Here is a 26,595-nt window from a genome sequence, read left to right as displayed (position 1 = left end):
CTACCAACATGATTTTGTCCGGATAGTATTTGACACAGCGGCTCCTGCAAGACGTCCTCCATCGTCCGCCCCTCCAATATCAAATCAGAACCCAGGCAGCAGCACAAAACCATACAGGATTCAAAACAATATTAACTCCGTTATATACCAAAGGCTGCCCGGAAGAGGTGTACTGCTGTCCATAGAGCCATTGTTGCTTGCGTATATCTTCGTCTTCAAACAGATGGAAATAAGCAGGCTGCGCACTCCAGCCGTTCCACGGGTTACCATTCAGATCGAAGGTCTGACGGTGAGCATAATGCAATACTTTAAAAAACAAAGCATTTCCTGTAGCTCGTGACGCATCAAAAGGAATAGAAAATATAGGTTCTGGACTGTCCGCTCCATTGTCAGGTTTAAACTGCGCAAGATAATCTGTTTCCAAGGCAAATTTTTGTGACTCTATAATTTTGTTGGCATGTTCCACCACCTTATTCCAATTCGGGGTGCTTGTATAAACCTGCGCATTGAGATATGCTTTAGCTAACAATGCATGGGCAAACCATTTTGTAGGTCTTCCATATGTTTGCAGAGACTTGTCTTCACTCAGCAGTGGTAGGTTTTCCTCCAGTTCCGAAACGATAAAATCAAATATCTGCGCGCGTGGTGTGGTGGTAGGCAGTTCGGTCCCCGTGTCAAAGGTCGTCACTAAAGGCAGGTTGCCGTAAGCATCCATCATCAGATAATAGTACCAAGCACGCATGGTCTTTATCTCAGCGATAGTCTGATCTTTCTGTTCTGAGTCCTCTGATTTCTCGATAACACTAAGCACCCTGTTGCAGGTTCCTATAGCGCTAAATCCCCAGTTCCAAGCATTACGTACCACCTCGTGCGACGGAGACCATGTATGGAAATGCATGTCGCGCCATTTTCCTCCATCGAACCAGTCTCCTCCTCTTGTAGGGATGACTACCTCATCCGCTCCTGCAGTTTGCAGATCAAAGTAATCCGCAAAATATCCTCTTGCCGAAGTATAAACAGGTCCTGTTACTGCGACAAAACTGTTCAGGAGTCTTGGGAAAAGTTTCTTCGGTATAGGCCGAATACACTTCATCGTCAAATTTGAAACAACCTGTACTTAACAGTGTAAGTCCGGACAAAAGGGCTATATAGAGTTTATTTTTTGTCAGTTTCATAGCAAAATCATTTAAAAAGTAAGATTACAGCCTAAGATGAACGAGCGTGTCTTTGGATAATAGCTCCTGTTATCTATTCCCGGAGAAAGTCCTCCTAAGTTTAGTTCGGGATCCACGCCAGTATATTTGGTAATCGTAAACAAGTTTTGAGTTGTGAGATAGATGCGAGCCTGTTTTATATAACGAGACTGTGTCATCGGGAATTTGTATCCTAACGTGGCATTATCCAACCGCAAGAATGAACCGTCTTCCAAGAATCTGCTTGATGCTATCAATGGGGTTTCAAATATTCCTTCTTCTACGGCTTCCTTTACGATATTAGTTACATTGGCCTGCTGAAGGCGCGACAAGTCGGCCCTTGTAGCATTGAAAATCTGGTTACCATACATTCCTCGTAAGAACACATTCAAATCCCAATTTTTGTATTTTAAGGTATTGTTCCAAGCATAGGTGAATTTTGGCAACGCATATCCCATAATCTGATAGTCGTCAGGGGCAGAAATCTGATCTTGGGTGACCAACTCTCCCGACGGCTTCTGATAAATCGTTCGCTTGGCATCCTCATCATAACCTATATATTTAGCCACATAGAATGTTCCTATAGGTTGTCCCGGCAACACGATGGATGCCGTCTGTCCTGTCCATCCCTCCAGTCCTATTCCTCCCTCATATCTTTCGGTTACTCCAATGTTTTCTATGTTGGAAGACAAAGACCCTACCTTGTTCACATTACGAGCAAAGTTCAGCGTGGTGCTATAACGAAAATTCCCTTTGTTAATGATATGGGCATTCAATACGATTTCCACGCCTTTATTATTCATAGAAGCACCATTAGCCAGTAAGCGATCAAACTGATAAGGAGGTGAAGGAACATTATATTCGTATAGCAAATCTTTCGTCTCTTTGTCATAATATTCTATGCTACCTCCCAATCTTCCGCGCCACAACTCAAAGTCCAATCCGACGTTAAACATTGCCGTACTTTCCCATTTAAGATTAGGGTTTTCATTCTGATTGACCCCATAAGCGTTTATCCAACGACCGTTATAGAAAAATTGTCCGTCACGGGGGCCAAACATGATTATGCTTCGATATGGATCAATATTCTGGTTGCCCGAAACTCCGTATCCTACGCGCAGTTTCAACTCCGAAAAAAGTTGCTGGTCCTGCATGAACCCTTCTCTGGACAGACGCCAGGCAGCAGAAACGGAAGGGAATGTTGCCCAGCGGTTATTTTTACCGAATTTTGAAGATCCATCTCTTCTTAGAGAAGCAGAGAGCAAATACTTATCATCATAATTGTAGCCCACTCGTCCATACACGGAAATCAACAAGGATTCTTTAATCTGTGGATAACCGCTGAAAGGATTATACCCATCAGGAAGTGTTCCCAAATTAAGGTTGTTGTCTATCAAGTCATCCGACATGAATCCTACTGCTGAGGCCCAGATGCCATCATCATTTTTGGTGCGTTGATAGGAGTATCCGGCCATGGCTTCCAGATTATGTACATTACTAAAAGTATGGGAATAGTTGAGATAGGATTCCAAAATTTTATCTATATGTTTTAGACTAGTTCGCTCGGCATATCCTCTTCCCAATGCGAAGGAATCAAAGTCCGTGCGGTGCATATAATATTTCTTGTCCCAATGCCGGCGTTGGTAGGAAAGAATATTAGACCATATTAAGCCATCCGCAATTTTCAAATCTCCTTTGAAATTTCCCAATAAGGTATTGTTGCTTCTAGATTCATCCCGCTGGTTGAGCATTGCCACAGGATTCATGTATCCTGTACGTCCCACCACCTGAAAGTAGCCGCCATATTGTGCATATTCCGGATCATCCGACATGATCGGCGATGTAGGTACATAACGGGCAGCGCCATTAAAAATACCATAATCAATATGTTGGGAAGTGATAATGCTATTACCTATATTAAAGGAGAGCTTTAGCCTGTCATCAAAAGCATTTTGATCAATCCCTACACGGGCTACAATTTTTTCAATGCCGTTACGCTTCACTATCCCCTGATTATTGAAATAATTAAGAGAGGCATTATAACGTGTGTGCTCCGTGCCACCTCCTAATGACACATTGTGATTGTGTGAAATTCCGGTACGCGTAATCGCTTTTTGCCAATCCGTTTCATAGCCCGTTTCATTGGGAGCTACGGTAAGGCCGTGCTCTTCGACAAAGGCCTTATGTTCGGCAGCACTAAGCACATTAACTTTATTGGATATCATCTCCGTAGCTGCATAACCGCTATAATTGATGACTGGAGCGCCGGCTTTTCCTCGTCGTGTGGTTACAAAGATCACCCCATTTGCAGCTCTCGATCCATAAATAGCTGTGGAGGAAGCGTCTTTCATCACATCCATGGAAACAATGTCATCTGGCGCTACCAACTCTATATTGGCACCAACTATACCGTCGATAACATACAGAGGTGCTGAGCTTGCCGTCAAGGAAGAAGGACCTCTTAGCTGCATAGTAGCCCCTGCTGTAGGATCCCCTCCAGCTCTATTCACCACCAATCCCGCGACCTTTCCCGCCAGCAGCTGATCCGGAGAGCTTACCACACCTTTGTTAAAGTCTTCCGGCGTCACACTACTAATAGATCCCGTCACTTGCTTACGCTTGGTAACCCCATATCCAATGACCACGACCTCTTCCAGTTGATCTGCCTCCAACACCAAATCAAAATCTAACTGATTCTGACCCGATACAATTTGGATAGTTTTCTGGGCATCCCTATACCCGATAAGTTTTACTACAACTGTCTGAGATCCCAAAGGCACATTATGGATAACGTATATGCCCTGTTCACTTGTGGATGTAGCAGCACCGGTAGTCAAAAGACTTACAGTAGCACCGGCAACAGGAAGACCATCTTGGTCCACCACTTTTCCTGTGAGTGAATTTGCTTGACCATAACTTTTTGAAACTCCTGCACCAAGCAGAAAAATCAAAAAAGCAGACAAATAGCAAATCACCCTGCAACGTACAGTAGATTTTTGCATAATTCAGATTGTGTTTGTTTAGTAATTGTGTATTTAGTTTATATATTGGTTAACAGAACTTCTCTTAAAAGAAGAAGAACCATATTAAATGTTTTCGGTTTTAAATATAACAATCTGAATTTTACTTTAAAAGAAATTTTTGTTGAAAATAGGATTTTTCGAAAGAGGGCTAGGATGAAAAGATTTTATTTTACATAACAAAAATGGGTGACTAAATCACCCATTTTTCGCATTTATCCAAAAATTCTTGTTGTATGTCAGCTCCGATACCGATATCATCGCTGATAGAAATCTTATATCCGTCATATTGAATTCCTCCTATTACAGGATCTGCCAGATGTCCCACCATACAGGTATCCAAGTCATAGAATTTAACATTCGGTGCAGCATAGACAAAATGAACCTTTGCTGCCAGTGCCAAACGAGACTCTAACATTCCACCAATCATACAAGGAATATTATATTCAGCAGCTACAGACTGAATCTTTAGTGCTTCGTATATTCCTGACGACTTCGAGAATTTGATATTGATATAGTCGCAAGCATCCGCCTTACATAATCTTTCAGCATCGTGATGATTATATACGGATTCATCAGCCATGATAGGGACAATAGTACGTGTACGCAGTTCCGGCAGCAGGTGATCATTATACGTACGCATAGGCTGCTCACAAAACTGTATTTTATACGGCTCAAGCCCTTGCAAAGCTTCTACAGCTCCTTCAAAGGACCACCCCTGGTTTGCATCCACTCGGATAGGAATATCAAATCCTACAGCCTGACGGATAGCCTTGATGCGTGCGATATCGTCCTGCGGCTTCTTTCCTAATTTTACCTTAAGAGCAAAAGCTCCACCCTCTTTCAGGCGTAGCGCCTTTTCGGCCATCTCTTCCGCAGTAGCAATACCCAACGTAATATCGGTGATAATCTCTCGGCGTTCTCCCTTAAGAAATTTGTATAGCGGCAAGTCGGCAGCCTTAGCGTTCAAATCATATAAAGCCATGTCAAACGCCGATTTGATGGTCGCATTGCCCGCAATATAAAGGTGTAGTTCTGCCAGACGATCTTCTATAGCCAAAGGATCTTTTCCTTTCCAGATTTTGGCAAAGTCCTGTGCCACGGCAATACAGGTGTTCTGCGTCTCTCCCACAATCATCGGAAAGGCTGAACATTCGCCTACACCATATAAATCAGTATCTGTAATAATCTTAATAAAAGTGTTCTGCGCATAATCCATAGTGCCCGTCGCTATAACGAAGGGTTCCATGGGAATACTTAATCGATAGATTTCTATTTCTTGAATTTTCATGTCTATTAATATGGGATTAACAAAAAAACGAATGAAATTTCATTTTACCAATGTTTTGGTGAAATAAATACAATCCTCGCTCTTCGTGTCGGAACAAATTACAAAAACATTAAATATTCTTAAATTTTATTGAAAATTTTTCAAAGATTTAAGTTTTTATTTTTTATATTAGCAAACTCGAATTAGTCAAATCATAATTTAGTAGAATAGAATGCAGCAAGAAGGACTTTACAACCCGGAATTTGAACACGATGCATGTGGTGTAGGCTTTGTAGCGCACATTAAGGGTAAAAAATCGCATGACCATGTTCGCGATGCCTTAGTGATGTTGGAAAACATGGAGCACCGCGGAGCCTGCGGATGTGATCCTGAAAGTGGTGATGGAGCAGGAATCATGATACAGATCCCGCATGAATTTTTTTGGGAAGAATGTATCAACTTAGACATCCAATTACCTGAACCCGGTTATTATGGGGTAGGTATGGTATTTTTACCGAAAGACGAAACATTAAACCAGATCTGCCGTCAGGTAATTCAAGAGGCGACGGAAGACCGTAAGATGGACTTTTTAGGCTTCAGAACTGTTCCGGTCAACAAAGAAGGTATAGGGCCAACAGCGTTAAGTGCCGAGCCAGAAATCGTGCAGTTTTTCGTTTCACGTCCTGTAGGGGTGACCAATACGGAAGATTTTGAACGTAAATTATATGTCCTTAGAAGACTTATCATTCAAAAGATCAAAGCCACCCAAGAATATCCGCTACCATTATATATAGCATCGCTTTCTTGCAAAACTATAGTATATAAAGGGCAATTGACAACATATCAGGTTGGCACTTATTTCAAAGACCTTAGAGATCCTCGTGTAGTATCGGCCTTTGGCTTGGTACACTCGCGTTTCTCTACCAACACCTTCCCATCGTGGTCGTTGGCCCAGCCTTTCCGTTTTTTGGCCCATAACGGAGAGATTAATACCCTTACCGGTAACCTCAACTGGTTTTATGCAGGGGTGCGTTCTCTTTCTTCTCCTTATTTTACAGAAGAAGAAATGGAAATCCTTCTCCCTGTGGTTGATAAAGGCCAATCGGACTCAGCATGCTTGGATAATGTTGTAGAGTTATTGCTTCATAGTGGACGTAGCTTACCTCACGTCATGCTGATGTTAGTTCCCGAGGCATGGGACGGAAACCCACAGATGGATCCTTTGAAAAAAGCATTCTACGAATACCATGCTACCTTGATGGAACCATGGGACGGCCCAGCGGCATTATGTTTTACCGACGGTAAAGTAATTGGTGCGACCTTGGACCGCAACGGCCTTCGTCCATTACGCTACGCCGTAACTTCGGACGACCGTGTGATTGTTGCATCGGAAGCAGGAGCACTCCCTATAGACGAATCTACCATCATCAAAAAAGGTCGCCAACAGCCGGGAAAAATCTTTGTCGTGGATATGGAACAAGGTAAAATCCGTACCGATGAAGAGGTCAAAGGCGAGTTGGTAAGCAAGCAGCCGTACGGCGACTGGATAAACAAATACAAAATCAAGTTAGAAGAACTCGCAGAGCCTCGTGTGACATTTACTTATCTGTCCAAAGACTCTGTGTTCAAATATCAACAGGCATTCGGATACTCACGTGAAGATATAGAAACCATCCTTTCACCTATGGCAACTACAGGCTATGAGCCGGTGGGGTCTATGGGTACGGATGTGCCTCTTGCCGTATTGTCCGACCATCCTCAACATCTGACAAGCTATTTCAAACAGTTTTTTGCTCAGGTGACCAACCCACCGATAGACCCTATACGTGAGCGTCTGGTGATGAGTTTGGCAACATTCATCGGCAATTCCGGTAATATCTTGGTAGAAGATCAAAAGTCTTGTCATTGTGTAACTTTGGAACATCCCATTCTGACTTCTAGCGAATTGGAAAAACTACGCTCTATCGACACGGGAGTGTTCCAAGCAAAAACCTTACAATGCTATTTCAAGGCGGACGGCAAGCCAGGCTCATTAGAAGCCGGACTGGAGCGTCTATGCCGTTACGCAGACGATGCCGTACGTGACGGATTTGAAGTGATCATCCTTTCGGACCGCGCCATAGACTCACAACATGCCGCCATACCATCGTTGTTGGCGGTTTCTGCCGTTCACCATCACCTTATCAAAACAGGCAACCGTGGTGCTATAGGACTTGTGGTAGAAGCCGGAGACGTATGGGAGGTACACCACTTCGCCTGTCTGCTAGCCTTCGGTGCTACAGCCATAAATCCTTATCTTGCTTTAGCAAGCATACGCACGCTGAAAGAGCAAGGTTTGTTGGATACTGAGCTTGAATGGCCTCAACTACGCAAAAACTATGTAAAGGCAGTATGCAATGGTTTACTCAAAATCTTCTCGAAGATGGGTATCTCCACACTTCAATCATATCACGGAGCACAAATCTTCGAAGTGTTGGGTATAGACAAATCTGTTGTTGACAAATACTTCTGTGGAGCGGTTTCTCGCATCGGAGGCCTGACGCTTGACGATATCGCTCAAGAAGCACTGAAGAAACACTGGAGAGCCTTTGCCCCTACCCGCAACGTAAAACCTATCTTGCCGGAAGGCGGTATCTACCAATGGAAACGTCGCGGAGAAGGACATCTTTGGAATCCACAGACAGTACACCTGCTACAACAAGCCTGCCGCAATAACGACTATCAAGCGTATAAGAAATATTCGGCATTGATTAATAACCAAAAAGAGCGTATGTTCACCTTACGCGGCTTATTGGACTTTGCCAAACATAGAAATCCTATCCCTCTGGAGGAGGTAGAACCTGCCACAGAAATTATGAAGCGCTTTGCTACAGGAGCTATGTCTTTCGGTTCTATCTCACATGAGGCACACTCTACACTGGCTATTGCTATGAACCGTATCGGTGCCAAATCCAACACGGGAGAAGGAGGGGAAGACGAAATCCGCTATCAAAAACTGCCTAATGGAGACTCTATGCGATCGGCTATCAAGCAGGTGGCATCAGCACGCTTCGGAGTTACATCAAACTATCTCACTCAGGCTGACGAAATCCAGATCAAGATGGCACAAGGGGCTAAACCTGGAGAGGGCGGGCAGCTTCCTGGCCATAAAGTGGATGAGTGGATTGCTAAAGTACGTCACTCTACACCTGGTGTAGGCTTGATTTCTCCTCCACCACATCATGACATCTATTCTATCGAAGATTTGGCACAGCTGATTTTCGACCTGAAAAATGCCAACAGGGAGGCTCGTATCAACGTGAAATTGGTGTCTAAGGCGGGTGTAGGAACCATTGCCGCCGGTGTTGCCAAAGCCCATGCCGACGTCATCCTCATCGCGGGATATGATGGAGGTACGGGAGCTTCTCCTATAAGCTCTATCAAACATGCCGGACTACCATGGGAGCTAGGGCTCGCAGAAGCACATCAAACCTTGGTGAAAAACAAACTGCGCAGCCGTGTAGTGCTACAAGCCGATGGACAGATGAAGACAGGCCGTGACCTTGTCATAGCAACCCTCTTAGGAGCAGAAGAATGGGGCGTAGCTACAGCTGCCTCATCGCCGGAGGATGTATCATGATGCGCAAATGTCATCTGAACACCTGTCCTGTAGGCGTGGCCACTCAAGATCCTGAATTACGTAAGCTATTCTCTGGAAAACCAGAAGATATTATCAACCTGTTCCGCTTCTTGGCAGAAGAGATGCGCGAAATCATGGCAGAATTAGGCTTCCGATCAATCAATGAGATGGTAGGTCGAGCTCAATTCTTGAAAAAACGTGAAGATATCAATCACTGGAAAGCCAGCAAAGTAGACTTCTCCAGCATTCTGTACGTGCCGCGCAATGAAATAGGACAGACCTTATATAATACCGAAGAACAAGACCATGGCTTAAGCATGATTTTGGATTGGGGGCTGATAAAGCAGGCAAAAGAAGCTTTGGAAAACAAAACCCCTGTGTTCGGAACTTTCAAGGTAAAAAATACAGACCGTACCATAGGAACGATGCTGTCAAACGAAATTTCGAAACGCTACGGTTCCGAAGGTCTGCCAGACAACACCATCAACTTTAAGTTCGAAGGGTCGGCGGGTCAGTCTTTCGGAGCATTCAACACCAAAGGTATTTCGTTTGAATTGGAAGGTGAAGCCAACGACTACGTCGCCAAAGGTTTGTCGGGAGCTCAGATCGCAATCTACCCATCTAAGGACAGCAAGCTTGTCCCTCACGAAAACATCATCATCGGCAACGTAGCCTTGTACGGCGCCACCTCCGGACACCTTTTCGTCAACGGTATGGCGGGAGAGCGTTTTGCCGTACGTAACTCAGGAGCTACAGCAGTAGTAGAAGGTGTGGGAGACCACGGCTGTGAGTATATGACAGGAGGACGTGCCTGATTTTAGGAGAGACGGGAAGAAACTTCGCAGCAGGGATGAGCGGCGGTATAGCTTGGGTATATGATATTAAAGGCAATTTCAGAATCAACTGCAACCAAGAAATGGTGGACCTAGACCCACTTGAACCAGAAGATGAAACAGCCATCATATCCTTACTGAAACGTCATATCCACCTCACTGGAAGTGAGAGGGCAACATATATCTTAGAAAATTGGGCTACAGAAAAGAACAAATTCATTAAGGTGTTCCCTCGCGAATACAAAGCGGTGTTAAGAAAAAAAATGGTTGTAGCTTAATTAAAGGGAATTAAATCATGGGAAAAGCAACTGGATTTTTAGAATTTGACAGAGTACTTCCGCCAAAAGAGGCTGTAGAAAATAGAAAACAACAACTATAAAGAGTTTGTACACACCTACACAGACGAACAACTCAACACACAAGCTGCCCGCTGTATGAACTGTGGCATTCCGTTTTGTCACTCGGGTTGTCCATTAGGCAATGTCATCCCCGAATTCAACGACGCTGTCTACGATGGAAGATGGGAAGACGCCTACAACATCTTGAGCTCGACAAATAACTTTCCTGAATTCACAGGACGTATATGCCCTGCTCCATGCGAATCGGCATGTGTGTTGGGCATAAACAAAAACCCTGTAGCCATTGAGGAAATAGAAAAACATATCATAGAAATTGCCTATAAAAAAGGCTATGTTAAACCCGCTACGCCAGTATTAAAGACAGGCAAAAAAGTGGCAGTAGTAGGCAGCGGTCCCTCAGGTTTGGCTGCCGCAGCCCAGCTCAACAAGGCTGGACACGATGTAGTGGTTTACGAACGTGACGATAAAGTAGGGGGCCTTCTTCGCTATGGCATTCCTGACTTCAAGTTGGACAAGTCCGTAGTGGACCGCCGTATTGAAATCATGAAGGCATCCGGCATAGAGTTTCGCACCAACGCCGAAGTAGGAAAGAATGTTCCCGTCTCTGAGCTGGATCAATACGATGCGGTGGTGCTAGCCGGCGGCTCGACTATTCCGCGTAACCTCAATATTCCGGGCCGTGAGCTTAAAGGCGTCCATTTTGCCATGGAATTCCTAAAACAACAGAACAAGCGTATAGGCAACTCTCCAATAGAGGTAGAAGAAATTCTGGCTACAGGAAAAAATGTATTGGTCATCGGCGGTGGCGACACCGGATCAGACTGTGTAGGAACAGCCAACAGACAAGGCGCCAAGTCAGTAACGCAATTCGAGCTTATGCCTCAACCACCGAAAGCCCGTACAGCAGCTATGCCATGGCCAACCTACCCTATGCTCCTGAAAACTACAACATCGCATGAGGAAGGCTGTCAACGATTCTGGAGTGTAAGCACAAAAGAATTCTTAGGAGATGACAAAGGACATGTGCGCGCCGCTCTTGTTGTAGACTTAGAATGGGAAACCGACGCCAACGGCCGTCCCGTGAAATTCAAGGAAGTAGAAGGCTCACAGCGTGAAATCCCATGCGAGCTGGTAACACTGGCTATGGGCTTCCTGCACCCTCAACACGAAGGCCTACTGCAGCAGCTGGGTATCGCCCTAGACGAAAGAGGCAACGTCAAAGCAGCTGAAGGTTCTTATCAAACCAACATTCAGAAGTACTTCACTGCTGGCGACATGCGCCGCGGACAGTCACTGGTAGTATGGGCTATCTCCGAAGGCCGCGAATGTGCCCGTAAAGTTGATGAATACTTGATGGGACAAACCGCACTCGAAAGTAAAGAGGCCGTATTCGATTACGCTTAAGCAGCTACTAATCATCATCTATATTTCAATCTAAACCTTCTCGCACGTCTGAGAAGGTTTTCTTTTTATTTCTGCCTATGACAATTTTATAATTGAGAAAAAATACATTAACTTTAGCTGAAATTGTCTTAGAGAATCACTAGGTTTGCTACTACAAAACCATCGACCTATTTAAATTATGAGATTTATCAAGATTACGTTATTTTTTATTTTAACATTCCTTTCTCATTCTCTTTTTTCTCAGAAAAAGCCCAACATCGTTATCATAATTTCAGATGATCATTCGTATCAGAGTATAGGCGCTTATGGGTCTCCCTACGGACATACCTCCCAACATAGATCGTATTGCGAATGAGGGGGCTATCTTTCATCGCTCCTATGTAGTTAACTCCATCTGCGGTCCCAGTCGTGCTGCCCTCCTTACCGGGAAGTACAGCCACAAAAATGGATTTAAAGACAATGAAACATCTAACTTTGACCACAGCCAAAACACTTTTGTCAAACATCTAACAGCCGGAGGATATAAGACAGCTTGGATAGGCAAAATTCATCTTGGACACGACCTGCAAGGCTTTAGCGACTACGATATTCTGGTAGGACAAGGGCAATATTTCAATTCTGACTTCATTAGTCCAGAAGGAAAAAAGCAGAGTTTTGGATATGTCACCGATGTCATTACCGACAAAGCTTTGGAATGGATCCAAAAAAACCAAGAAGAACCTTTCTGTATCGTGATTGGACATAAAGCTACACACCGTACTTGGATGGCCGATCCTCAGGATTTTGGTAAAAACGACTATAAAGAATTTCCTCTTCCTTCTACTTTCTATGACGACTACCGAGGACGCCCTGCCGCTGCCCTCCAAGAGATGAGCATAGACAAAGACATGCAGCTGCCTTACGACCTGAAGATGTATGAAACGTTGGAAGATATGCGCAACCAGCATTGGAGCTTCAAACGTATGACGGACGAACAGTTTCAAGCTTATGTAAACTATTATCGTCCTATCTACGAAGACTTCAAAAAGCAGAACCTTAGTGGCAAAGCACTCGCCGAATGGAAGTTCCGCCGTTACATGATAGACTATCTAAATACGGCAGAATCACTGGACCGTAATATTGGTCGCGTATTAGATTATTTGGAACAAAATAAACTGGACGACAATACGCTGGTCATTTACCTTTCTGACCAAGGATTTTATATGGGTGAACATGGATGGTTCGATAAACGCTGGATGTACGAAGAGTCTTTCCGTACGCCTATGGTAGCCAAAATGCCCGGCCTAATCAAGCCGGGAAGCAAAATTGACGGCATCGTAATGAACGTGGATATTGCTCCTACCCTCTTGGAGCTTGCAGGCATCTCCACCCTTAAAGACATGCAAGGGACATCTATTCTTCCGCTACTGACGGGAAAGAAGAAAAGCATTCAAGATGAAGCATATTATCACTATTACGAAAATGGAGAACATGCCGTATCCCCTCATTTCGGAGTGTTCGATGGTCGTTATAAGCTTATCCGCTTCTACAAAAGGGTGGAAAGCTGGGAATTTTATGATTTGAAAAACGACCCTTCGGAAATGAACAACATCTACAACGACAAAAAATATAAGGCCCAGATCAACAGGATGAAAAAGCTACTCCAAAGAAAAGCGGCAGAACTGGAAGATGAGGAGGCCTTGCAAATATTGAAGCAATAATAACCACTAATCATCATCTATATTTTCAACCGGAACCTCCTTGCCTCTGCTGCAAGGAGGTTTTCTTTTCCATAAAGAAATCAGCTTTTTATAGTTGAAAATTATTGCACAAATTTTACTCTAGCGGACAGGTATAATTTGAAAAATTGTCGTCCATTTCCCACCTTTTGCTTATGTTTGTACTGAGTTAAGAATTAATCTAAAGGGCATCTTGAGCGATATAATTCTCCATATTATTGTAGCAGTTGTACTGTTTGGATTCATTGCAATGTTTGCACTTTTTGCGGTATATGCAGAGCGTAAGATTGCTGGTTTTGTTCAAGACAGGCTCGGCCCTATGGAAACCGGTAAATACGGATTGCTGCAGACCATTGCCGATATCCTCAAACTTCTACAGAAAGAGCTCATAAATCCTTCGGCTACAGATAAAATTCTGTTTATCGTGGCTCCCGTGATTATTTTCGGAGCCGTATTTTTAGGTTATACCGTACTGCCGTGGGGACCAGATTTCATCCCTGCCAGCACGTATACAGGACTTTATTTCATCATGGCTGTAGTATCTATCGACGCCATAGGCATACTCATGGCCGGCTGGGGTTCCAACAACAAATATTCTTTGTTAGGTTCTATCCGCGCGATCGCGCAGATGGTATCTTACGAAATTCCGGTAGGGCTGTCGCTGATTGCTGCCGTGATGATTACCCAAACCCTGAATCTCAACGAGATTGCCCTCCAGCAGGGAATACTAAGTGCTACACCTATTAAATTTTTAGGCGTTTGGGAGGTTACCGACATCGGTGGAATTTTGGCATGGAACATTTTTCAAGCCCCCCATCTTTTGGTAGTGTATATCATATTTTTCGTAGCCACCTTGGCAGAATGTAACCGCGCTCCTTTCGACATTCCGGAAGCGGAATCCGAACTTATCGGAGGTTTTCACACCGAATATGGTGGTATCCGTTTTGCTTTTATCTTCTTAGCAGAATATGCTATGATGTTTCTGGTAGCGATGCTGGGTGCTGTAATCTTCATAGGAGGATGGAATACCCCCCTACCCAATATTGGAGTGCTAAGACTTGCTGACTGGACAACAGGAATAGCATGGGGCATTTTCTGGACATTAGCAAAGACATTAACCTTAGTTGGTATACAGATGTGGATACGCTGGACCTTGCCACGTTTTAGAGCCGACCAGTTAATGAGTTTATGTTGGAAAATCATGATTCCTATAGCTTTCGCTTGTCTAGCGATATCGGGATTGTGGAGAATATTAGTAATGAATTAACGTGATTTTAAAGACAACCATACAAGGCTTTGTGACAGCGGTAAAAGGATTACTTTTGACCGTAAGGCACCTTTTTGGCGCAAAAAAATCACGTCAGTCGTTCGATATACGTAAGGCAGACTATTTCGACAAGCAGGAAGGTGTCACTACGGTTCAGTTTCCCAAAGAGAAAATGCCTATTCCTGAAGTGGCACGTTACCAGCTACATGTGGAAATTGACGATTGTATTGTATGTGATTTGTGTGCCAAAGCTTGTCCGGTAGATTGTATTACTATAGAGTCCATTAAGTCGCCCGTGCCTATCGGCAAAACGTCGGACGGCAGTGTCAAACGACTTTACGCTGCACAGTTTGACATAGATATGGCCAAATGTATGTATTGCGGTTTGTGTACAGTGGTATGCCCTACGGAATGCATTACGATGACCAATCAGTATGACCGAAGCAGTACCAAGCTGACGGACTTGATATATAGCTTTGCAGAGATGACAGAAGAAGAAATAGCACAACGCAAAGCCGAATGGACACGTTTTCAAGCTGAGAAGGAGGCAGCAAAACAGAAATAGCTTATGGAAGTATTTCTTTTTTATGCCTTCGCGATTTTGGCAATATCTTCGGCTTTATTGGTCGTAAGTCTAAAAAATACGGCACGAGCATTATTTCTTTTTTTCATAACTCTCTTCTCTATGGCGGGGTTATTCCTCTTTGCCTTAGCTGATTTTGTTGCCATCACACAGATAATGGTCTATGTGGGAGGCGTTCTCATACTTATGATTTTTGCTTTCATGTTATCCAATAAGGAGCTGTTGAAGGACCTGCAGCAGATTTCAGGTTCTCTTTTCAGCTTTCCAAGCTGGCAGTCCTTAACGTTGGCCTTAGCCTTTTTTGGAGTGATGGTTTTAGGGATCAGAGAATGGAATAGTATGGAACTACCTCAATGGATGCTTAACAACATACAATCCGGTGACGTCATTGCTCCTACGGACAATAACATCCAACAGCTGGGTATTAAGTTTATTGACACAATACGTACTGCCTTTTGTAGGTAATATCCATTTTCTTGCTCATGGCTCTTATAGGAGCGGCACACCTATCGAGAAAGGAGGAAAGAGCATGATTACGTTAACCCATTTTTTGGTGGTCAGCGCCTGTATCTTTTGTATCGGGCTATATACTGTTATTGCCAAACGCAATGCAATCATGATTTTGGTGGGTATAGAGCTGATGATCAATTCCGCTATTCTCAACCTTGTCGCTTTCGGAAAATATGACAAAGTCAACTACGGCGGACAGGTATTTGCACTTTTCGCTATAGTGCTCGCGGCGGCGGCTGTAGCTGTAGGATTGGCCATCATTCTCAATGTTTACAGACATTACAAGACAATAAACCCTGATCATATTACGGATTTAAGAGATTGATGAACACCCCTATTATGAACATATCACCTTTAGTTGCTAGTACGCTCGTCGTACTGCTACCTTTTATTGCCTTCCTTATTCAGGCGATAGCGGGTCGAAGGTCCACATCGGGGATATTTTCCATTATTTCAATAGTATTAAGCACCCTTATTTCTGCTGTATTCGTATTTCCCGTAATCTGGAACCAAGAGATCCAATACAGTAATTATGAGTGGTTTACTATAGGGGAACACAGGTTTGCGGTAGGTATTCTTCTCAACAACCTCTCTGTATTGATGCAGCTCATCGTCTGTCTGATAGCTTTACCGGTTCATATTTATTCCAAATCCTACATGAAGGGCGATTCCGGCATCCACCGTTATTGGATGTATCTTAGCCTATTCTGTTTTGCCATGTTGGGCCTTACCATTTCCAAAAGCCTGCTGATGATGTACATTTTTTGGGAGCTGGTAGGTTTTGCCTCTTACTTGCTAATAGGCTTTTGGTTTACAAAAGACGCTGCCGTACAAGCCAACAAGAAGGCATTTCTGATGAACCGCATCGGCGACCTAGGCTTTTTAATAGGACTTGCTATTCTGTTTACGACCTTCGGTACTTTGGATTATTGTAGATCTGTTTGGTGATGGCGGTCTTATGCATCAGTCTATCGTCGACAAGAATATGGGATGGATTACCGCTGCGGGTATTTGTTTTTTCCTAGGTGCCATGGCCAAGTCTGCTCAGTTTCCACTACATCTGTGGCTGCCCGATGCTATGGAAGGCCCCACTTCCGTTTCATCGCTCATACATGCGGCTACTATGGTGGCTGCCGGCGTGTTTTTGTTAAGCACCATCTTTCCACTATTTAATGATGTAGTACTGCTCATCATCGCGCTGGTAGGAACTATTACCGCTACTTTTGCTGCCATTTTTGCTTTAGCACAATACGACATCAAAAAGATATTGGCATTTTCTTACCATCTCACAGCTAGGCTACATGATGGTAGGTGTTGGCATTGGCGCGTGGGATGCAGCTATGTTTCATTTGACCACACATGCTTTCTTCAAATGTCTGCTCTTCCTCAGTGCTGGTGCTGTCATCCATGAGATGACACATCTGAAACAGCATCATAATTTAGATATTGACCCGCAAGACCTACGAAATATGGGAGGTCTCAAACAATATATGCCGAAAACATTTATCATGATGAGCATAGCGTCTTTAGCTCTTGCTGGATTTCCACTGACTTCTGGCTTTCTTTCTAAAGATGCCATAGTGATCTCATCCTTCGAGTGGGCACTCGAAAAAGGAGGTGTTTATCTGGTAATTCCTATTCTGTTAAGTGTGGTAAGTATCCTTACAGCCTTTTATATAGGAAGGTTGATTTTTAAAGCTTTCTTTGGTAAGTTGCGAACAGAAATAGCAGATCTCCATACTATGCATGAGGCGCCTAGCACTATGCTTCTGCCTATGGCCTTTTTGACAGTGGGAGCTTTATTTTTAGTCTTTTCTGTACATCCGTTCTCGTATGCTCATGCACCGATTATGAATGGGTTGGCCGTACAACGCCTCTTCCCTTCCGTTCACATCTTACACAGCATAGTCCCTTTGACCTTGACACTTACCGCATTGATAAGTTGGTGGGTGGGATACAGCTGGTATGTTCAAGGCAGGTATCCACTAAACGATAAGAGCCGATGGATTCTTTACACCCAAAATCAATTCAATTTAAATCATTGGCTTATGCGGATATGGGTTAACCCTACTCTTGGCCTAGGAAAAGTAAGCTACTGGTTCGATAAGTATATCATAGACGGTATTATCAATGCTTTCTCACCACTTGTCCGTATGTTGGGACAGGCTATAGCATGGATAGACAAACATATTGTAGATGGCATTGTCAACGGTATTGCCGCTCTAGCCTATATTATAGGAAATATCTTTCGTTTTGTGCAGAACGGAAGGCTACAGAACTATCTTGGTCTTGCCTTGACAGTAATTTTGGTTGGAATAATTTATTTGATATTACGATAAAATGGGATTACTCTCTCTACTCATATTCTTACCCTTGGTAGCATCAGCTTTGATCTTGGTGCTTCCTTCTATATGGCGTCAAAGCTACAAATTCATCGCCTTAGCCTTCACGGTTATACAGCTTTTTTTTGTCAGCATGGCTGTATGGGCAGTTTGATAGCAGCTTGAATGGCATAAACCATCTCCAAGGATTTCAATTTATCGAGCAGCTTCCATGGATACGTTTGGATTTGGGAAGCTTAGGTAAATTGGAGATAGATTATTTCCTTGGCGTGGATGGCATATCCCTTCCTTTACTTATCCTCAGTGCTTTTGTCATGTTGATGGCCATAGGAGCATCGTGGAATATCACCAAAAATGCTAAAGGTTATTTCGCCTTGCTGATGTTGCTCAACACAGCTGTAATGGGCATTTTCTGCGCACTGGACTTTTTCTTATTCTACATTTTTTACGAAGTGATGCTGCTACCACTATACTTCCTTATCGGGATATGGGGAGGAGCAAACCGTGAATATGCAGCGATAAAATTCTTTATCTACACTTTGTTCGGGTCGGTATTTATGCTATTGGTTATCGTTGGTCTTTATTTCTCGGTGACCAATCCGTCGACGGGAGCGCATACGTTCAACATGCTGCATATGATGAACCCTGAAAACTATGTTGACGGTTCATTTTTCGCATATCTTAACAACTACTATGAAGTGCAAGGCATTCCTGCACGGATGTTAGGATTTATAGTTTTGTTCGTTGCTTTCGCCATCAAGGTGCCTGTAGTTCCTTTCCACACTTGGCTACCGGATGCCCACGTAGAGGCTCCAACACCGGTTTCTATTATTCTAGCAGGGGTACTGCTCAAGGTGGGAGGATATGGCATCATCAGGGTATGCTATAGCATCTTTCCTGACGCTGCTGCACAAGCCAACTGGTGGCTCGCCCTCTTAGGAATAATATCCATCCTTTATGGGGCGCTGAACGCCCTAGCGCAAAAAGATTTAAAGCGAATGATAGCCTATTCTTCTGTCTCACACATGGGATTCGTGCTGCTAGGCGTGGCGGCACTGACGGCAGAAGGTATCTCCGGCGCCATGTTCCAGATGCTGTCACATGGTTTTCTTTCGGCAGCCCTATTCTTCCTTGTAGGAGTCATTTATGATCGCGTGCACGACCGCTATATATACAATTTCCGAGGTTTGGCAACACATATGCCGGCATATACGGGATTTGTTGCTGTGGCATTCTTCGCATCGCTAGGCTTACCCGGCTTTTCAGCCTTTATTGGAGAAGCATTTGTCATCATCGGAACTTTCAATGCAGAGTCGGTAGGCACAGGCATTCCACGTTGGATGGCTATAGCAGGTTCTGTAGGTATCCTACTCAGTTGCCTTTTATTTTCTGTGGACCTTACAGCGTATGTTTTTCGGACAGACACGCTTCAAAGGTGGTGAAGCATGGGCTATAGCATTGACCGACGTTACACTCCGGGAGCGCATCATCCTTTTCCCTACCTTAGCATTAGCTTTGGTGTTGGGTATTATGCCTTCCCTAGTATTTGACAAAATGAACGCTACGGTACTTAATTTGGTCACTTTGGTTTCACAATATCTATAATGCAAGATATCAACTTACAATTACCTCATATTTTAGATCAGATCATCGCTTCTCTTCCTTTCCTGAAGGCAGAGTTGGCTTTGGCTGTTGCCTTCTTGGGAAGTATTGTGGCTACCCTGTTTTTGGATAAACATTGGAAGTATTGTTCTTTCGTAGTCACAGTCTTAGGTATTGTAGTTTCTTTTTTATGTGTTACTTCTCAGTACTGCATGGCAGTCTCAGCAAGGTATCTTCGGTATGCTCACCGTCGATAACTTTTCCGTCTTTGCAAGAGGTATACAGCTTGTAGCACTGCTTTTTTCGGTAGTTTTTGTACAACAGCATTTCCAACATAAAAAGCTGGACAAAAAAATTAGGTGATGCATATAGCATATTGCTTACTGCGGGCTTAGGATTGAACATCCTGACGATGACTACCAACTGGCTCATGGCTTTCATCGCTATTGAGACTGTTTCGATAAGTTCTTACGTTCTGGTAGGATTTTTTTCCGAAAGCAAAAAGCAATCGGAGGCCGCCATGAAATATGTTCTTTTCGGATCGGTTTCTGCGGCCGTCATGCTTTACGGGTTGTCGTTGCTCTATGGTTTCACGGGGAATCTTGATTTTACGGCATTCGAACATATACAAGGACTTATCGAAGCGCCAAAGATTCTTTTGACCGTTGCACTGCTATTTATGTTTGCCGGAATAGGGTTCAAGCTGAGTTTCGTGCCTTTCCATGTGTGGTCTCCAGATGTGTACGAAGGAGCGCCCACTCCTATTACCGCATTTTTAAGCACCGTACCTAAAGTAGGAGTGCTAGTGCTGTTAGCTCGCCTTTTCGAAGAATGGACTTCCTCTTCTTTTTATTTCTCCGAACTGGTACTTATCCTAATCAGTGTTGCTGCCATAGTGACAATGTTAGCAGGAAATCTGATCGCCTTACGTCAAACCAACATCAAGCGTATGATGGCCTACTCATCGATAGGGCATACCGGATTTCTATTGATGGCCATAGTAGGTAACCTAGCGTCCGAACCTCAGGTTCTTCTTTACTATATTGCTGTCTATACGCTTATGAATCTCGGAGTCTTCGGTTTCATCGATGTGTTGGAAAGACGAATAGGAAGTGTACAGCTGGAAGATTACAAAGGTTTAGGGAAAAATTATCCTCTTCTCTTTTCGGCATTCACCGTATTGGGTATATCTTTGGTGGGACTGCCTCCTACGGCAGGATTCGTAGGTAAACTTTTTGTCTTCACCTCCATTTTCGACTTATTCCAGTTTAACAACAATCCGTATTATCTCATTCTTTTGATTACAGGAGCGTTGACATCGGTGATATCTTTATTCTACTATTTTAAAATTCCTTTGTTTGCTTTCTTGCGCAAAGGTGAGGAGAAAGAAACATCTTCAGTTGCTGACACAAAAGTAGTTTATGTCCTTTCAATTATATTGGGCATAGCTATTCTGATGCTAGGAATTTTCCCTGGAATATTATTATCACTATTCAAATAAGCTCCATAGGCTCATCATAATTTTTATATTTGCACTATGATTAGTACTACAGCAAATTCCATATTCCAACGTGCTATCGAAGATTACCACGTTCACGACGCTATTGATCATCCGATTTCCAATCCTTACCCGTCGGACAGCTTAGAACATCTATTGTATCTGAAATGCTGGATTGACACCGTACAATGGCACATGGAAGATGTAGTACGTAATCCGGAGATTGACCCTAAAGAAGGACTCTATTGGAAAAGACGTATTGACAAGCAAAATCAGGTGCGCACCGATACGGTAGAATATATTGACAGCTACTATCTGCAAAAGTTTGCCGATGTAAAACCTCTTGCTGACGCCAAAATCAATACCGAAAGTCCTGCTTGGGCCATAGACAGATTATCCATACTAGCCTTAAAAATCTATCACATGCGCCTAGAGACATTGCGCACTGACGTGGACCAAGCGCATATCGATGCCTGCCGGGAAAAACTGGATGTCTTATTGGAACAGCAGAAAGACCTATCACAAAGCATAGACGAACTTTTGGAAGATATTGCTGCGGGACGTAAGTACATGAAAGTCTATAAACAGATGAAGATGTATAACGACCCAAACCTTAACCCTGTCCTTTACGGGGCGAAAAAATAAAAATCATGAAGCGGATCATCGTAACACGTTTTTCGGCAATGGGCGACGTTGCTATGGTCGCTTCTGTTCTCAAAGAATTTCAACAACAACATGAGGATACCGAAATTATTATCGTATCCCGCAAATTGTTTTCAGCATTCTTCGAGCGTATTCCACGTGTCAGATTCCATATCTTGGACCCCAACTACAAACATAGGGGGCTTACCGGACTTTACCTTCTCTTCAAGGAATTGAAAGAATATAAGCCGGACTACATTGCTGACCTACACAACAACCTCCGTAGTAGAGTTGTAGGCTTTTTCTTTAAACTTGCAGGCTTCAAAGTACAGGTGTTGGACAAAGGCCGCCAGGAAAAGGCTGCCCTCACGCGTCCAAAAAACAAGATAAAATCACCACTGACCCCTACCACAGAAAGGTATGCCGAAGTCTTCCGACAGTTGGGCTTTCCCCTTATCTTAAGCCACAAGCTGCAAAAAGATTATAGATTGATACCGACTAAACTTTTAGGCCCACTGAGCTCCAATCAGAAGAAAATAGGTATAGCTCCTTTCGCACAGCACCGCTACAAAGTCCTCTCATTGGAAAAGATGGAAAAGATAATAGCCTATCTTGCCTCAAGGGACATATACGAAGTCTTTATCTTTGGGGGTGGGGAAAAGGAGAAAGCTGTTGCCGAAGGTTGGTCCAGCAAGTATCCACATGTATATAACACTATCGGCAGCTTCAACCTATCTCAAGAGCTGGATATTATCTCACACCTAGATCTGATGATAAGCATGGACAGCTCGGGAATGCATATGGCTTCGCTCGTAGGCACACGCTGCCTCTCTATATGGGAGCAACACATCCTTATGCAGGATTCTTGGGATACGGACAGCAATACGAAGACTGTATTCAGGTAGAACATCCAAATCGGCCTTCATCAGTATATGGCAACAAACCCTGTGACTGCGATGGCGTGGAAGCCATAGACCTCATTTCGGCGGAAGCTGTCATAGAAAAAATTAAAAAGGTATGCGAATAGGATTTGATGCTAAACGATATTTTCTGAATAAATCAGGTCTTGGCAACTACAGCCGCGACCTTATTCGTATACTGGAAACCTATTATCCTCAAAACGAATACATAAAATACACCCCTAAATTCATAGGTTTGGGTGACGACACCGTAAAAACACCTTCAGGAATACTTGCCAGCACTTTTCCTAGCCTGTGGCGCAATAAATGGATAGTGAGCGATTTGGTCAAAGACCAAATAGACATTTACCACGGACTATCAGGAGAAATTCCAGTAGGATTAGACCACACGAACATCAAGTCTGTGGTGACCATTCACGATTTGATTTTCTTAAAGTTGCCTCATCTTTACAAACCTATTGACCGGGCAATTTATAATAAGAAATTTAGATATGCAGTAAACCATGCCGACAAGGTGGTTGCCATAAGTCAGCAGAACAAAACAGGATATCGTAGAATACTACAACGTAGAGGATGGCCGGATAGAAGTCATATATCAGGGCTGTCACCCTGCGTTCAAAATCCCCAAAAGCCAAGAGACTAAGGACCAGCTTCGCAGACAATATAACCTGCCACAAAATTTCATCCTGAATGTAGGATCTATTGAGCCTCGAAAGAATGCCTTTCAGATTGTCAAAGCTATAGAAACGTTAGACATCCCCTTGATTGTCATCGGCAAGGAGACCAAATATTCGGACAGTATCAAAAAATATATTGAAGAGCGAGGCCTTCAGGGTAGGATACAGCTTTTGCAGGGATTTACCATGGAAGAGCTTTCTACGATATACGCTATGGCAGAGGCTTTTGTCTACCCTTCCATGTACGAAGGGTTCGGCATACCTATCATTGAGGCACTATACAGTGGTACGCCAGTCATCACCACCCGTTCCGGTGTGTTTCCCGAAGCAGGAGGTCCTTCATCCCTCTATGTCGATCCTCAGAATATCGAAGAGCTACGACACGCCATAGAAAAGGTATTGCAAGATAGCAGCCTACGCCAAAAAATGATTCACGACGCATTAGAATATGTGCAGCAATTCAATGATGACAAGATTGCTGCTCAATGGAACGCACTTTATCACACTTTGTCCTGATCGGTGAATTTGAAATATTTTTCCAACACCAGCAAAGAGATAATATCTTCCTGCTTCTTGTCTTTAAACTGGTCTACATAGCTGTGTGCATTTTCCACGATGTGCAATGCCTCTGCTGGATGTTCTATGTAGTAATTCAACTTCTCCTCCAGATCCGAATAATCATGTTTGATACAGATAAAATGATAATCCGGTATTAATGTACCTTCCATAAACCAGGTTTCGTAGGTAGGCATGGGCATCACCGCAATGGAATTGGACGACATTATCCACTTCAAGTTTGTTGCCACGTCGTTACCTTCTAAGGCTAAGATAAACTTATAGTTCAAATGCTGAGGGATAGATAAGAAGTCTGGATCAGATTTGCGGGCAGCCTTTTTTATGTCACATAATGGATGCTGAGCATACATGTCGAAAAAACGGGCCCTATGAGGTTGTGAAAAACCACTACGCCCTACCAAAAGATTTTTCTTTTTCTCAAAAGGAATGTCATCCCGTATAAAGTTAAAATGTCGTGCCTTATCCAGATTTAGCAGCACTGAGTTGACATTGTCACCATGAATAGGTCTGCTTTTCACAATGGCAGGGCACGAAGGCACATGAATGACATCGCCGGGAATAATCTCAAACTTGAAATGCCTATCGAAATACCGCAGGTATTCTATACTATCGAAGTAATAGACTCTGTATTTTATCGGGAATTTTGTAGTCTTTAACAGCAATAGCATCTGCACTTAAGGAAGTAATGGTATCCAGCTTATTGTAATAGTCCACCCTGGATTGGATATAAGCCTTGTCCAGCTTGTCATAGTATCTGATGAGCCTGTCTTTTCTCCACCGGCAATACGGATAAGGCAACACACTTTTGAGTATAGCCTTTACATAATAAGCCAGTTTATTATTTCTGTCTTTTAAAAATACCTTCTTGAAATTGATCATCTTCCGCCGACAAAAGCACCTTCCGTAAGAAATCGCGACAAGCCGTCTTCACAATAGGTCAGTTTTTGGGTAATGGTATTTCGAAGAATAGCGTCATTACGCTCCAAAGACTGCCTCGACTCTTCCTTGTGGTAAAGGTGATATCCTATAGCCACAAACTTAATAATTCTTCCTTTAACTCCGGCATTAAGCAGACGTTCTACGAGCTCACTATCCTCCCTTCCCCATCCAAATATAAGATTATTGAAGCCATTCACCTTCACCAAATCCTCATAATAAAAGGACATGTTGCATGAGCGGACCTTATTTTTGTTTCTTAAGCTCTTTGAGGGTCAGCTTTCCCAACAGCATAGAGCGGAAAGAGGTAATCCTCTTCTCCAGACGACTTTCTAACCCTTTGTCGAAAATATTAGTTTTCAAAGGAGAGGTTGGGTTCTGAACAACCTGCTCTGTCTTCTCCTGCGTCATCATGACCCTTCCGCCCTGAAGGAAATAACCTCTTTGGGCAAACCGCAGATGGTCTTCCACGAAATGTTCATCAAGAATCATATCGCCATCAATGAGGATTACGTAGTCCGACTGCACCCTAGACAACGCTAGATTGCGGGCTTCGGCAGCGCGAAATCCCCTATCCTCGTGCCATGAATGAATCAAAGTCGTAGGAAAGGATTTCTGAAACTCTTGGATCAGGACTTTTGTTTCCAGCGTTGAACCATCATCAGCGACAATAACGTTAAGCGGTAAAACGGTCTGACGTCTCACCGAGTGTAACACACAGGATAAGGCGTCAGGCCTATTGTAAGTGGTGATAATTAAATCTGCAGTCATTACAATCTTTAGCAGTTGGACAAATACTTATTGATGCCGTTAGCACAAAAGTACACTTTACTTTCCTTGGTTCGTCTAAAAATCTCTTCATTCAGGGAAAGATTTTCTCTGCTGTTGAGCTTATGCCACAAGTGATATACTATAGCGCCAAACTTCAGAAATCGTTTCTCCAATCCTAAATTCAACAGACGGGCGACAAATTCCTTATCCTCAGGGCCCCACCCCACAAAATCTTCATTATACCCGTTGACTTTTATGGCATCTTCACGCCAAAAAGCCATATTACAACCATGAATTTCCCACTTCTCATCGCCCTTCACCTTATTAGTTTTTTTCTAAAAAACTTACGCAAAAAAGGCATCCTGAACTGGCTGAAGAAATTCGAAATACCTTTTTCAAAATAATTAACCTTTATATCATCCTTAGACAGCTTTAGCTCCGTAAGCTCTCGGTTCAGATAAATACGACTTGCCCTAACCAAAGAGCCTGGCTTAGCAAAATCTACATGGTCCCTCACAAAAGAGGGGTGCAAAATCACATCTCCATCAACCTGAATAATATAGTCTGCCGTACACTTCGCTATAGTCTTGTTAAGTATTAAAGATTTTCTAAATCCTTTATCTTCATGCCACACATGTATCAGAGGTACCTCCATTAATGATCTATGATAATCAATGAGCTGCTTCGTCCTTCTATCCGAGCCATCATCAGCAATCAATATTTCATCCGGAAGAAGATCCTGCTGCTGAACACTTTTAAGACATAGATTTAACTTTTCTGGACTGTTGTAAGTAGAAATAATTAATGCAACTTTCATATTATATCACAAACCTACTATAATTAAAACGATATTAG

General features: G+C 43.3%; 26 protein-coding genes and 2 pseudogenes. 19 read left to right on the top strand and 9 right to left on the bottom strand.

All coding sequences use genetic code 11. The features are described from left to right. Positions 1 to 79 precede the first annotated feature (79 nt). From SD31_RS01100 to SD31_RS01090, 3 genes are all read right to left on the bottom strand, one after another. On the bottom strand, positions 80 to 1,093 hold the full coding sequence (locus SD31_RS01100) for a RagB/SusD family nutrient uptake outer membrane protein (RefSeq protein ID WP_052258513.1): 1,014 nt from the start codon (positions 1,091 to 1,093) through the stop codon (positions 80 to 82). A gap of 93 nt (positions 1,094 to 1,186) precedes the next feature. Beyond that, the gene (locus SD31_RS01095; protein WP_039052786.1) at positions 1,187 to 4,195 is read right to left on the bottom strand and encodes a SusC/RagA family TonB-linked outer membrane protein; all 3,009 of its coding nucleotides are present in this window, start codon (positions 4,193 to 4,195) and stop codon (positions 1,187 to 1,189) included. 211 nt (positions 4,196 to 4,406) lie between these two features. Then, the gene (locus SD31_RS01090; protein ID WP_039052785.1) at positions 4,407 to 5,504 is read right to left on the bottom strand and encodes a mandelate racemase/muconate lactonizing enzyme family protein; all 1,098 of its coding nucleotides are present in this window, start codon (positions 5,502 to 5,504) and stop codon (positions 4,407 to 4,409) included. A gap of 211 nt (positions 5,505 to 5,715) precedes the next feature. Between SD31_RS01090 and gltB the strand changes: the two are divergent. From gltB to SD31_RS17900, 19 genes and pseudogenes are all read left to right on the top strand, one after another. Next, positions 5,716 to 10,213, top strand: a pseudogene (gene gltB / locus SD31_RS01085) (glutamate synthase large subunit). A gap of 17 nt (positions 10,214 to 10,230) precedes the next feature. Further along, a pseudogene (locus SD31_RS01080) lies at positions 10,231 to 11,698 on the top strand (glutamate synthase subunit beta). A gap of 305 nt (positions 11,699 to 12,003) precedes the next feature. After that, entirely contained in the window at positions 12,004 to 13,398 is a 1,395-nt protein-coding gene (locus tag SD31_RS01075) for a sulfatase (protein WP_231561020.1), read from the top strand. Positions 13,399 to 13,609: 211 nt separating this feature from the next. Further along, positions 13,610 to 14,683, top strand: coding sequence for a complex I subunit 1/NuoH family protein (locus SD31_RS01070; RefSeq protein WP_039052784.1), 1,074 nt, complete (start codon positions 13,610 to 13,612; stop codon positions 14,681 to 14,683). 4 nt (positions 14,684 to 14,687) lie between these two features. Then, positions 14,688 to 15,248, top strand: a complete 561-nt coding sequence (locus SD31_RS01065) for a 4Fe-4S binding protein (protein WP_082021751.1) — start codon at positions 14,688 to 14,690, stop codon at positions 15,246 to 15,248. A gap of 3 nt (positions 15,249 to 15,251) precedes the next feature. Further along, complete coding sequence (locus tag SD31_RS01060) at positions 15,252 to 15,731, top strand: NADH-quinone oxidoreductase subunit J (RefSeq protein ID WP_231561019.1); 480 nt, start codon at positions 15,252 to 15,254, stop codon at positions 15,729 to 15,731. Between the two features lie 64 nt (positions 15,732 to 15,795). Further along, positions 15,796 to 16,101, top strand: a complete 306-nt coding sequence (gene nuoK, locus SD31_RS01055; protein ID WP_039052782.1) for an NADH-quinone oxidoreductase subunit NuoK — start codon at positions 15,796 to 15,798, stop codon at positions 16,099 to 16,101. 14 nt (positions 16,102 to 16,115) lie between these two features. Beyond that, complete coding sequence (locus SD31_RS19685; protein ID WP_262506484.1) at positions 16,116 to 16,724, top strand: proton-conducting transporter membrane subunit; 609 nt, start codon at positions 16,116 to 16,118, stop codon at positions 16,722 to 16,724. Then, the gene (locus tag SD31_RS19680; RefSeq protein WP_262506483.1) at positions 16,669 to 17,187 is read left to right on the top strand and encodes a proton-conducting transporter membrane subunit; all 519 of its coding nucleotides are present in this window, start codon (positions 16,669 to 16,671) and stop codon (positions 17,185 to 17,187) included. The genes SD31_RS19685 and SD31_RS19680 overlap by 56 nt, the downstream gene beginning before the upstream one ends. Further along, positions 17,078 to 18,115 (top strand): proton-conducting transporter membrane subunit, encoded by a 1,038-nt coding sequence (locus SD31_RS17920; RefSeq protein ID WP_231561018.1) that lies wholly within the window; start codon positions 17,078 to 17,080, stop codon positions 18,113 to 18,115. The genes SD31_RS19680 and SD31_RS17920 overlap by 110 nt, the downstream gene beginning before the upstream one ends. Positions 18,116 to 18,243: 128 nt before the next feature. Further along, complete coding sequence (locus tag SD31_RS01045; protein WP_316929710.1) at positions 18,244 to 19,560, top strand: NADH-quinone oxidoreductase subunit M; 1,317 nt, start codon at positions 18,244 to 18,246, stop codon at positions 19,558 to 19,560. After that, positions 19,526 to 19,723 (top strand): hypothetical protein, encoded by a 198-nt coding sequence (locus SD31_RS20485; RefSeq protein WP_316929709.1) that lies wholly within the window; start codon positions 19,526 to 19,528, stop codon positions 19,721 to 19,723. The genes SD31_RS01045 and SD31_RS20485 overlap by 35 nt, the downstream gene beginning before the upstream one ends. Continuing rightward, positions 19,723 to 19,977, top strand: coding sequence for a hypothetical protein (locus SD31_RS17915; protein WP_231561017.1), 255 nt, complete (start codon positions 19,723 to 19,725; stop codon positions 19,975 to 19,977). The genes SD31_RS20485 and SD31_RS17915 overlap by 1 nt, the downstream gene beginning before the upstream one ends. 56 nt (positions 19,978 to 20,033) lie before the next feature. After that, entirely contained in the window at positions 20,034 to 21,221 is a 1,188-nt protein-coding gene (locus SD31_RS01040; protein ID WP_231561016.1) for an NADH-quinone oxidoreductase subunit N, read from the top strand. Positions 21,222 to 21,257: 36 nt separating this feature from the next. Beyond that, a complete protein-coding gene (locus SD31_RS01035) occupies positions 21,258 to 21,863 on the top strand; it encodes a DUF4254 domain-containing protein (RefSeq protein ID WP_039052781.1) in 606 nt (201 codons plus the stop codon). Positions 21,864 to 21,868: 5 nt separating this feature from the next. Continuing rightward, positions 21,869 to 22,765, top strand: coding sequence for a glycosyltransferase family 9 protein (locus SD31_RS01030; RefSeq protein ID WP_231561015.1), 897 nt, complete (start codon positions 21,869 to 21,871; stop codon positions 22,763 to 22,765). Next, on the top strand, positions 22,726 to 22,887 hold the full coding sequence (locus SD31_RS17910; RefSeq protein ID WP_231561022.1) for a hypothetical protein: 162 nt from the start codon (positions 22,726 to 22,728) through the stop codon (positions 22,885 to 22,887). Before SD31_RS01030 ends, SD31_RS17910 begins: the two co-directional genes overlap by 40 nt. Further along, the gene (locus SD31_RS17905) at positions 22,878 to 23,423 is read left to right on the top strand and encodes a glycosyltransferase (protein ID WP_231561014.1); all 546 of its coding nucleotides are present in this window, start codon (positions 22,878 to 22,880) and stop codon (positions 23,421 to 23,423) included. Before SD31_RS17910 ends, SD31_RS17905 begins: the two co-directional genes overlap by 10 nt. Beyond that, positions 23,329 to 23,973 carry a glycosyltransferase family 1 protein gene (locus SD31_RS17900; RefSeq protein WP_316929714.1) on the top strand — a complete coding sequence of 215 codons (645 nt, stop codon included), beginning with the start codon at positions 23,329 to 23,331 and terminating at the stop codon, positions 23,971 to 23,973. The genes SD31_RS17905 and SD31_RS17900 overlap by 95 nt, the downstream gene beginning before the upstream one ends. On the opposite strand, the gene SD31_RS01020 is transcribed toward SD31_RS17900, so the two are convergent. The 6 genes from SD31_RS01020 to SD31_RS17885 are packed head-to-tail and all read right to left on the bottom strand — an operon-like array spanning position 23,958 to position 26,557. Continuing rightward, positions 23,958 to 24,701 (bottom strand): glycosyl transferase family 90, encoded by a 744-nt coding sequence (locus SD31_RS01020; RefSeq protein WP_231561013.1) that lies wholly within the window; start codon positions 24,699 to 24,701, stop codon positions 23,958 to 23,960. The two genes, SD31_RS17900 and SD31_RS01020, sit on opposite strands and share 16 nt — an antisense overlap. Next, positions 24,640 to 24,912 carry a hypothetical protein gene (locus SD31_RS17895; RefSeq protein WP_231561012.1) on the bottom strand — a complete coding sequence of 91 codons (273 nt, stop codon included), beginning with the start codon at positions 24,910 to 24,912 and terminating at the stop codon, positions 24,640 to 24,642. Before SD31_RS17895 ends, SD31_RS01020 begins: the two co-directional genes overlap by 62 nt. Continuing rightward, the gene (locus SD31_RS16830; RefSeq protein WP_039052780.1) at positions 24,909 to 25,199 is read right to left on the bottom strand and encodes a galactosyltransferase-related protein; all 291 of its coding nucleotides are present in this window, start codon (positions 25,197 to 25,199) and stop codon (positions 24,909 to 24,911) included. Before SD31_RS16830 ends, SD31_RS17895 begins: the two co-directional genes overlap by 4 nt. A gap of 16 nt (positions 25,200 to 25,215) precedes the next feature. Then, positions 25,216 to 25,740 (bottom strand): glycosyltransferase, encoded by a 525-nt coding sequence (locus tag SD31_RS16825; protein ID WP_052258511.1) that lies wholly within the window; start codon positions 25,738 to 25,740, stop codon positions 25,216 to 25,218. 8 nt (positions 25,741 to 25,748) lie between these two features. After that, positions 25,749 to 26,060: a galactosyltransferase-related protein gene (locus SD31_RS17890; RefSeq protein WP_231561011.1), complete on the bottom strand. Its 312-nt coding sequence runs from the start codon at positions 26,058 to 26,060 to the stop codon at positions 25,749 to 25,751. Then, the gene (locus tag SD31_RS17885; RefSeq protein ID WP_231561010.1) at positions 26,057 to 26,557 is read right to left on the bottom strand and encodes a glycosyltransferase; all 501 of its coding nucleotides are present in this window, start codon (positions 26,555 to 26,557) and stop codon (positions 26,057 to 26,059) included. Before SD31_RS17885 ends, SD31_RS17890 begins: the two co-directional genes overlap by 4 nt. Between the last annotated feature and the right edge of the window lie 38 nt (positions 26,558 to 26,595).

This window comes from Sphingobacterium sp. T2 (assembly GCF_000814685.1).
Classification (GTDB): domain Bacteria; phylum Bacteroidota; class Bacteroidia; order Sphingobacteriales; family Sphingobacteriaceae; genus Sphingobacterium; species Sphingobacterium thermophilum.
Note: the sequence above shows the minus strand (reverse complement) of the source record. Positions and strands in the feature narration are given on the sequence as shown.

What these genes read in the sequence shown, in the direction of transcription:
- SD31_RS01090 (WP_039052785.1), bottom strand. Translation starts at nt 5,504, where the DNA reads ATGAAAATTCAAGAAATAGAAATCTATCGATTAAGTATTCCCATGGAA.
- SD31_RS01060 (WP_231561019.1), top strand. Translation starts at nt 15,252, where the DNA reads ATGGAAGTATTTCTTTTTTATGCCTTCGCGATTTTGGCAATATCTTCG.
- SD31_RS01020 (WP_231561013.1), bottom strand. Translation starts at nt 24,701, where the DNA reads ATGCTATTGCTGTTAAAGACTACAAAATTCCCGATAAAATACAGAGTC.
- SD31_RS17885 (WP_231561010.1), bottom strand. Translation starts at nt 26,557, where the DNA reads ATGAAAGTTGCATTAATTATTTCTACTTACAACAGTCCAGAAAAGTTA.
- SD31_RS20485 (WP_316929709.1), top strand. Translation starts at nt 19,526, where the DNA reads ATGTTTTTCGGACAGACACGCTTCAAAGGTGGTGAAGCATGGGCTATA.
- nuoK (WP_039052782.1), top strand. Translation starts at nt 15,796, where the DNA reads ATGATTACGTTAACCCATTTTTTGGTGGTCAGCGCCTGTATCTTTTGT.
- SD31_RS19685 (WP_262506484.1), top strand. Translation starts at nt 16,116, where the DNA reads ATGAACATATCACCTTTAGTTGCTAGTACGCTCGTCGTACTGCTACCT.
- SD31_RS16830 (WP_039052780.1), bottom strand. Translation starts at nt 25,199, where the DNA reads ATGTCCTTTTATTATGAGGATTTGGTGAAGGTGAATGGCTTCAATAAT.
- SD31_RS17920 (WP_231561018.1), top strand. Translation starts at nt 17,078, where the DNA reads ATGATGGTAGGTGTTGGCATTGGCGCGTGGGATGCAGCTATGTTTCAT.
- SD31_RS01095 (WP_039052786.1), bottom strand. Translation starts at nt 4,195, where the DNA reads ATGCAAAAATCTACTGTACGTTGCAGGGTGATTTGCTATTTGTCTGCT.
- SD31_RS16825 (WP_052258511.1), bottom strand. Translation starts at nt 25,740, where the DNA reads ATGACTGCAGATTTAATTATCACCACTTACAATAGGCCTGACGCCTTA.
- SD31_RS17905 (WP_231561014.1), top strand. Translation starts at nt 22,878, where the DNA reads ATGCGAATAGGATTTGATGCTAAACGATATTTTCTGAATAAATCAGGT.
- SD31_RS17915 (WP_231561017.1), top strand. Translation starts at nt 19,723, where the DNA reads ATGCAAGATATCAACTTACAATTACCTCATATTTTAGATCAGATCATC.
- SD31_RS01075 (WP_231561020.1), top strand. Translation starts at nt 12,004, where the DNA reads ATGGGTCTCCCTACGGACATACCTCCCAACATAGATCGTATTGCGAAT.
- SD31_RS01030 (WP_231561015.1), top strand. Translation starts at nt 21,869, where the DNA reads ATGAAGCGGATCATCGTAACACGTTTTTCGGCAATGGGCGACGTTGCT.
- SD31_RS01100 (WP_052258513.1), bottom strand. Translation starts at nt 1,093, where the DNA reads ATGAAGTGTATTCGGCCTATACCGAAGAAACTTTTCCCAAGACTCCTG.
- SD31_RS17895 (WP_231561012.1), bottom strand. Translation starts at nt 24,912, where the DNA reads ATGATCAATTTCAAGAAGGTATTTTTAAAAGACAGAAATAATAAACTG.
- SD31_RS01035 (WP_039052781.1), top strand. Translation starts at nt 21,258, where the DNA reads ATGATTAGTACTACAGCAAATTCCATATTCCAACGTGCTATCGAAGAT.